At 74.2% G+C, this 7,535-nt stretch carries 6 protein-coding genes and 1 pseudogene; 1 reads left to right on the forward strand and 6 read right to left on the reverse strand.

Annotated elements, in window-relative coordinates; translation table 11 throughout:
* Window positions 1-337: pseudogene (locus ACTIF1_RS26370) on the reverse strand (hypothetical protein); the annotation flags it as partial.
* 229 nt (window positions 338-566) lie between these two features.
* Between ACTIF1_RS26370 and ACTIF1_RS26375 the strand changes: the two are divergent.
* Complete coding sequence (locus ACTIF1_RS26375) at window positions 567-2,624, forward strand: PHA/PHB synthase family protein (RefSeq protein WP_439599450.1); 2,058 nt, start codon at window positions 567-569, stop codon at window positions 2,622-2,624.
* A gap of 159 nt (window positions 2,625-2,783) precedes the next feature.
* On the opposite strand, the gene ACTIF1_RS26380 is transcribed toward ACTIF1_RS26375, so the two are convergent.
* The 5 genes from ACTIF1_RS26380 to ACTIF1_RS26400 all read right to left on the reverse strand — a co-directional run.
* On the reverse strand, window positions 2,784-3,422 hold the full coding sequence (locus ACTIF1_RS26380) for a hypothetical protein (RefSeq protein ID WP_439599451.1): 639 nt from the start codon (window positions 3,420-3,422) through the stop codon (window positions 2,784-2,786).
* A 34-nt stretch (window positions 3,423-3,456) separates the two neighbouring features.
* Entirely contained in the window at window positions 3,457-4,635 is a 1,179-nt protein-coding gene (locus ACTIF1_RS26385; RefSeq protein WP_439599452.1) for a hypothetical protein, read from the reverse strand.
* Window positions 4,632-6,119, reverse strand: coding sequence for a glycerol kinase GlpK (gene glpK, locus ACTIF1_RS26390; protein WP_439599453.1), 1,488 nt, complete (start codon window positions 6,117-6,119; stop codon window positions 4,632-4,634). The genes ACTIF1_RS26385 and glpK overlap by 4 nt, the downstream gene beginning before the upstream one ends.
* A complete protein-coding gene (locus ACTIF1_RS26395) occupies window positions 6,116-7,171 on the reverse strand; it encodes a hypothetical protein (protein WP_439599454.1) in 1,056 nt (351 codons plus the stop codon). Before ACTIF1_RS26395 ends, glpK begins: the two co-directional genes overlap by 4 nt.
* The coding region (locus ACTIF1_RS26400) for a hypothetical protein (protein WP_439599455.1) at window positions 7,168-7,535 on the reverse strand (368 nt) is incomplete at its 5' end. The genes ACTIF1_RS26400 and ACTIF1_RS26395, both read right to left, overlap by 4 nt.

A 7,535-nucleotide genomic window follows, 5' to 3' on the forward strand; every position in this document is an offset into this window, starting at 1 on the left:
GATCCAGGCGGATCGGCGGCACGGCGGCCAGGCTCGGCGGCGCCGGGGGCTGCCCGCCCGCGCCCGGGGCGCCGCCACCGCGCAGGGTGGGCGCGCCGGTCTGCTCGCTGCGCGATCCCTCCCGGTCCGCCGCCAGGGCGGCGGTCAGCGCGGCGCGTTCCTCGGCGCTCGGCGGCACCGGGCGGGGCGGCACGGTGGCGAGATTCGGATAGGGCGCATCGCGGCCCGGCGGCGGCTCCCGCCCCTCCAGATAGCCGCCGCTGATATTGCGCCACCAGTAGCGGGGGTCCGCATCCTGCGGAATGCCGCCGCTGCAGCCGGCAAGCGCCAGCAGCAACCAGGCACAGGCCGGGTGCAGGCCGGGTCGCGCTTGATCGCGCCCCCGGCGGCCCCTAACTTCAACGTGTTTCCCGTGGCGTCCGACGCGCGGGTGCATGGCTTCCCAATCCTTCGCGCGCCGAGGGTTACCCTGAACCACCTGCCGGCGAAAGCACCAAGGCTGGGGATCGGCGGGGAAGACTCACCCCGACGGGCGGCCGCTGGCGGATTCTGGGGGATGCGTGCGCATGGCGCAGGACAGGGAAGCGGGCCGGGGCAAGGCGAGCCGCGCGGCGACAGGCGGCAAGGGTGGGCGCCGCCCCGCCGCCGGCGCCGGGAACGGCGCGGCGCGTGAGGCCGAGGCCGCCACGTCGATCGGCGCGGCGGCCCAGACCGCCACCGGCCAGGCTTCCGAGGGCCAGGCTTCCAACGGCCATGCCACCAATGGCCAGGCCCCCGACGGCCATGCCGGGCCGCGCCAGGCGCCGCCCCCCGCGGGCGAGGCCGCCCGCACCGAGCACGGCCATTTCCGCCTGCCGGATCCCAACCTGGTCACCCGCACCATGGCCGATGTGGCGGAGCGCGGGCAGCGCATCGTGGGTGACTTCCTGAAGCGCCAGGCGGAAGGCACGCCCGCCACCGGGCCGGACCCGCTGCATATCGGCACCGCCTTCCTCGACATGACGGCGCGGCTGATGGCGAACCCCGCCCGGCTGATGCAGGCGCAGATCGGCTTCTGGCAGGACTACCTGACGCTCTGGCAGAACACCGCCCGCCGCATGATGGGCGAGGCCACGCCGCCGGTGATCGAGGAGCCGCGCGGCGACAAGCGCTTCAAGGACGAGGCCTGGCGGGAGAACGAGGTCTTCGACTTCATCCGCCAGTCCTACCTTCTCTCCGCCCGCTATTTCACGAACGTGGTGCAGGGCGCGGAAGGTCTCGACCACAAGACGGCCCAGAAGGTGGATTTCTACACGCGGCAATTCGTCGATGCGATGAGCCCGTCCAACTTCCTGATGACCAATCCGGAGGTGCTGCGCCGCACGGCGGAGACGGGCGGGGAGAATCTGCTCAAGGGCCTGTCCAACCTGCTGGCGGACCTGGAGCGCGGCCGCGGCAACCTCCGCATCCGCATGACCGACGACAGCAAGTTCAAGGTCGGCGAGAATATCGCGGTCACGCCCGGCAAGGTGGTGTTCCGCAATGCGCTGATGGAGCTGATCCAATACGCGCCTTCCACGCCGCAGGTGCTGAAGCGGCCGCTGCTGATCCTGCCGCCCTGGATCAACAAGTTCTACATCCTGGACCTTCGGCCCAAGAACAGTTTTATCAAATGGGCGGTGGAGCAGGGCCATACCGTCTTCGTCGTCTCCTGGGTGAACCCCGACGAGCACCTCGCCGAAAAGGGTTTTGACGACTACATGCGGGAGGGTCCCTACGCCGCCCTCGATGCGATCGAGGCGGCAACCGGGGAAAAGTCCGTCAATGCCATCGGCTATTGCCTGGGCGGCACGCTGCTGGCCTGCACGCTGGCGCATATGGCGGCGCGCCGCGACACCCGCATCAAGTCGGCCACCTACTTCGTCACCATGACGGACTTCGAGGAGGCGGGCGAGCTCGGCGTCTTCATCGACGAGGAACAGCTGCTCGGCATCGAGGAGAAGATGTCGAAGAAGGGCTTCCTCGAAGGGCGGGAGATGGCGACCACCTTCAACATGCTGCGCGCCAACGACCTGATCTGGTCCTTCGTGGTGAACAACTACCTGCTGGGGCAGGAGCCCTTCCCCTTCGACCTGCTCTACTGGAACGATGATTCCACGCGCATGCCGGCGAAGATGCACAGCTTCTACCTGCGCCGCATGTACCAGCAGAACGACCTGGTGAAGCCCGCCAGCCATCCGAATGCGATCGAGCTGGACGGCGAGAAGATCGACCTGCGGAAAATCAAGGTGCCGAGCTACCTGATCTCGACGCGGGAGGACCATATCGCGCCCTGGAAATCCACCTATCGCGGCACGCAGGTCTATGGCGGCCCGACCCGCTTCGTGCTCGCCGCCTCCGGCCATATCGCCGGCGTCGTCAATCCGCCCGACTCGGGCAAGTACAGCCACTGGGTGAACACGAACCTGCCGCCGGATCCGGAGGAATGGTTCAAGGGCGCGACGGAGCTCGCCGGGTCCTGGTGGCCGGACTGGCAGCGCTGGGTCACGGCGCAGGACCGCACCATGGTGCCGGCGCGCCAGCCCGCCGATGCGGGGCTGGGCGATGCGCCCGGCAGCTATGTGACGGTGATGGCGAAGGACTGATACCAGCCGCACGAAGGTCTCACCTTCGTGCCCCTCAGACGCCGGGCGGGCCGCATCCGCGGCCCCTGGCTTCGCGGCACTTGCCGCGGCGCGCATCCGCGCGCTCGGCCCGCAAGCGGGCCGCAGGTCGGAAATTCGTGCGCTTGGTATGAGCGCCCTTCAGCGCGGTCCGATTCCCATCCCCCGCCCGGGCTCGGGGTTCACCCAGCCGGCCTGCGGGTCCAGCGCGCCGGTCAGGCCCCAGACGCGGCTGCGCACCAGCCGGTCCGCCTCGTCGCGCGCCAGGCTGGTGGCGATGCGGCCCTGCGGCAGCGGGCCGGGCCGCGTCAGGAAGTCCAGCGTCCCCGCCCCGCCCGGCTCGAACAGCGCCGGACGCAGCGCCGCCTCCGCCGCCGGCCGGTCGCCACGGACCAGCGCCGCATGCGCCGCAGCCAGGGCCCGCACCACCTCGTCCGGATCGGCGCCGGCGCGGATGCCGAGCGCGGCGCGCCCCTCCAGCCGGGCGCCGCGCAACTCGAACAGCACGCTGGCGGGCAGCGCGGCCCAGCGCAGGTCGCGGCCGAATTCCACCGTCATCAGCTCCACCTGCGCCGCGGCGCGGGCCATGGCGGCGGGGTCATTGGCCAGTGACCGCCCGCCATCGGCATAGGCCAGCGCCGCCTGCCCCACCACATCGCGCAGCGGATCCGCGCCGCCGGCGCCGAGCATCGCCGGAATCCGCGCGGCGGGCGGCGGGGCGCGCAATTCCGCGCAGCCGGCCAGGGCCAGGACGATCAGCGCCAGAAGGGCAGGCCGCATCAGGGGAGTCTCCCGGCGTATCATGGCCCGCATCCTAAAGCGGATTCGCCGCGGAGGCGAAGGCCGCCGCAAGCGCCTGGCCGAGCGGCACCAGATCGCCCTCCGCCAGCGCCGCAGGATGCACCACCAGCACCCCCTCCCGCATCCGGCCCTGGTTCACATGCACGCGGCGTGCGCGCAGCGCGGCCTCCACCCGCGCCGCGGCCGCGGCATCGGCGCAGCGCAGCAGCAACAGGGGCGTCGGGCCGGCGGTGATCTCGCCGGGCGTGGCCCCCATGGCCGCCTGCACCGCCCGCAGCCGCGCCCGCATCCGCGCCTGGCGCGGCGCATCGCCCTCCGCGACGAAACGGCGCAGCGCGACCAGCAGGCCCACCACCTCCTCCTTCCCCGCCTTGGCCGACCGGCCGATGCCATGCCGCGGCAGGAAGGGAAGCGGGCTGTTCAGCGCAAATTCGGGCGGCAGGCGGAACTGCGACTCCGGCAGGTCGAGGTCGAGCATCTGCAGCAGCGCGCTGGCCACCAGGGGCCGCCGGCCGGCCAGGATGCCGCTCGCCTGCGGCCCGCCGATCGCCTTGCCGCCGGAGAAGGCGACCAGGTCGGCGCCCGCTTCCAGGAAGCCGCGCAGATGGGCGATGGGGGGCAGTTGCGCCGCCGCATCCACCAGCACCGGCACGCCGGCCGCATGCGCCACCCGCACCACCTCCGCCAGCGAAGGCTCCGACCAGGGCTGCGCCACCCAGAAGACCGCCGCCGTGCCGGGGCCGATCGCCGCCGCGATCTCGCCGGCCGAGGCATCCCGCACCCCGGCGCCCGAAAACCGGTCCGGGATGCCGACCTCGACGATCCGCCCGCCCGCCACCTCCAGCGCCCGGTCGTACATGTTGCGCTGGCTGCGGCTCATGACGAAGTCGCGGCGCGGCCCGGCCGCGGGCAGCGCATTCATCGCCGCCGGGTCCAGCCCCGCCAGGCAGGCGGCCGCCCCAAGCAGCAGCGCGGCGGAGGCGCCGCCGGTGGCGATGCCGGCCTCCGCCCCCGTTGCCGCCGAAATCGCCCGGCTGGCGGCGGCCTGCAATTCCAGCATGTCGAAGCAGGCGGCGGAGGCCTCGGCCATGGCGGCCACCACCTCCGGCGCCAGGATGCCGCCCGAGAGGCGGGTCACGGTCCCGGCGGCATTGATGACCGGCGCCAGGCCGAGGGCCTCCAGCGCGCTCACGTCAGCACGCGGCGCACCGCATCCTGCCAGCCGGCATGGCGCCGATCGGCCTCGGCGCGCGGCATGGAGGGATGGAACCGCCGATCCAGCCGCCAATGCGCCACCGCGGGGCCTGGCGGCGGCAGCAGCCCGGCCTGCAGCCCGGCGAGATAGGCCGCGCCCAGCGCCGTGGTCTCCTGCACCACCGGCCGATCCACCGGCGCGCCCAGCAGGTCCGCCAGCGCCTGCATGGCATAGTCGGAGGCGGTCATGCCGCCATCCACCCGCAGCACGGTCGCGCCGCCGCGGGCGCCCCAATCGGCGCGCATCGCCTCCACCAGGTCGCGCGTCTGGAAGGCCACCGCCTCCAGCGCCGCGCGGCAGATCTCGGCCGGGCCGGTATTGCGGGTCAGGCCGAGGATGGCGCCGCGCGCCCCGGCATCCCAATGCGGCGCGCCCAGGCCGGTGAAGGCCGGCACGAAATAGACCGCCTGGGCAGGGTCCGCCTGCGCCGCCAGCCGCCCGCTCTCGGCCGCATCCTGGATGATTCCGAGCCCGTCGCGCAGCCATTGCACCGCGGCGCCCGCGATGAAGATGGCGCCTTCCAGCGCATAGGTCCGCTGCCCGCCCAATTGCCAGGCCAGCGTCGTCAGCAGCCGGTTCTGCGAGGGCACCGCGACATCGCCGGTGTTCAGCAGCAGGAAGCAGCCGGTGCCATAGGTGGATTTCACCATGCCCGGCGCGAAGCAGGCCTGGCCGAGCATGGCGGCATGCTGGTCGCCGGCCATGCCGCGCACCGGCACCGCCGTGCCGAGCAGGCCGGGCTCGGTCGCGCCGAATTCGCAGGCATTGTCCCGCACCTCCGGCAGCACCGCCTCCGGAATGCCGAAGAGCTTCAGCAGATCCGCATCCCATCCGCCGCGGCGGATGTCGAACAGCATGGTGCGCGCCGCATTGGTGGCATCCGTCGCATGCACCCGCCCGCCGGTCAGCCGCCACAGCAGGAAGGAGTCGATGGTGCCGAAGGCGAGGTCGCCGCGTTCGGCCGCCGCCCGCGCGCCGCCCACATTCTCCAGCAGCCAGGCGAGCTTGGTGGCGGAGAAATAGGGATCCGGCAGCAGGCCGCTGCGCTCCGCGATCAGCGCCCCCGCCCCTTCCGCCGCCAGCCGGGCGCAATGCGCCGCGGTGCGACGGTCCTGCCAGACGATGGCGCGGTGGATGGCACGCCCGCTGCGCCGGTCCCACAGCACCGTGGTCTCGCGCTGGTTGGTGATGCCGATGCCGGCGAGATCCGCGGCCGAGGCGTCGCCCTGGGCCAGCGCCTCCCGCATCGTGGCGAGGGTCGCCGCAAAAATCTCCTCCGGCTCATGCTCCACCCAGCCCGGCGCCGGGAAATGCTGGGCCAGGGGCCGCTGCGCGCTGGCGCACGGCGCCAGGTCCGGCCCGTGCAGGATGGAACGGGTCGAGGTGGTGCCCTGGTCGATGGCGAGCAGCAGGTCCTTCATGCATCCTCCCTGGACAGCAGCCAGAAGGCGAAGCCGGTGGCCAGCAGCGGCGCGGCCAGCGGGCCGTGATCGGCCAGGCGCGGCGCCAGCCAGCCCAGCAGCGGCCCCAGCCCGGCCGAGAGCCCCGCCAGCAGCAGCGCCGCCAGCGTGGCCGCCCCCGGCGCATCGCGGGCCAGCAGCGCCGCCAGCAGCGCGGCGAAGGCCGGCAGGAAGCCGGCGCCGAGCAGCGCCAGGCGATAGGCCGGCAGGGCATCGGCCGGCAGCAGCCCGGCGGCGGCCGGCGCGGTGCCGATCGCCAGGCCCAGCACCACCGCCATGGCCTGCAGGCCGAGCAGCCTCGTGGCCAGCGGCAGCGGCGCCAGCCCGCGCGCCAGGGCGACGAAGACCAGCCCCGGCAGCGCCACCAGCAGCGCCAGCGTCACGGCCAGCAGCGGCCCGCCGAGCAGATAGGTGGCGAGCGGCCCGGCCAGCACCGCCAGCGCCAGGGCCAGCCCGGCCACCAGCAGCCCCGGGGCGCCCCGCGGCAGGCGTTGCGGCAGGGCGGCCGCCGGCACCGCCGCGACGAAGCCGGCGACGGCAGCCGCCAGGGCCAGCCCCGCGAAGCCGCCCGCCAGCCCGCCCAGCCCCCAGGCCAGCACCCCGCCCGCCAGCAGCCCCGCCACCAGCCCCGCCAGCGGCGGCAGCCCAAGGCCCGCGGCGATGCCGAGCCCGCTCCAGAGCAGCACCAGCGCCGCCGCCGCCAGCCCGCCCGGCACCGCCTCCGCCATCCCCAGCCGGTCCACCAGATGCAGTTGCAGGAAGGCCGCGAGGCCGGCGCCGCCCATGGCCAGGCCCAGCGGCACCCCCTGCAGGCCCTGCCGCGCCGCCAGCAGCGCCGCGGGCGCGCCGGCCAGCAGCGACAGGCCGATGATGATGAGCAGGCCGAGGAATTCGCCCCGCACCCCGGCCAGGCGCAGCAGCGCCAGACCGGCCAGCGCCGCCAGCGCGGGCCCCAGCCAGGCGCCGGCCACCAGCGCGCCGGAGGCCGGCAGGGGCGTCGCGGCCGCGCTCATCGGGCGAGCCAGAGTCGCCAGGCGGCGCCATGCGGCCCCGCGACCCCGCCCTGCGCCTCGGCCTCCAGCAGCGGGCGCCAGCGCGCCACCAGCGCCTCCAGCGCCGCGAAATCCCGCGCGCGGAACAGGCATTCGGCCAGCCAGCCGATCGCCACCGCCCCCGCCGCGCCACGCGTCACCGCCGATTCCAGCGCGGCCCGCGCCGCCGGCAGGTCGCCCAGCGCCAGCAGGGCGCGGCCCAGCGCCGTCTCGGCTTCGGCATCGGCGCCCTCCTCGGCCAGCGCCTGCCACAGCCCCGCGGCCTCCGCCCGGCAGGCATCGGCGCGCGGCGCGTCCAGCAGGCCGGACTGGGCGGCGCGATCCA

Source organism: Falsiroseomonas sp. (assembly GCF_051860665.1).
In the GTDB taxonomy this organism is placed as follows: domain Bacteria; phylum Pseudomonadota; class Alphaproteobacteria; order Acetobacterales; family Acetobacteraceae; genus Falsiroseomonas.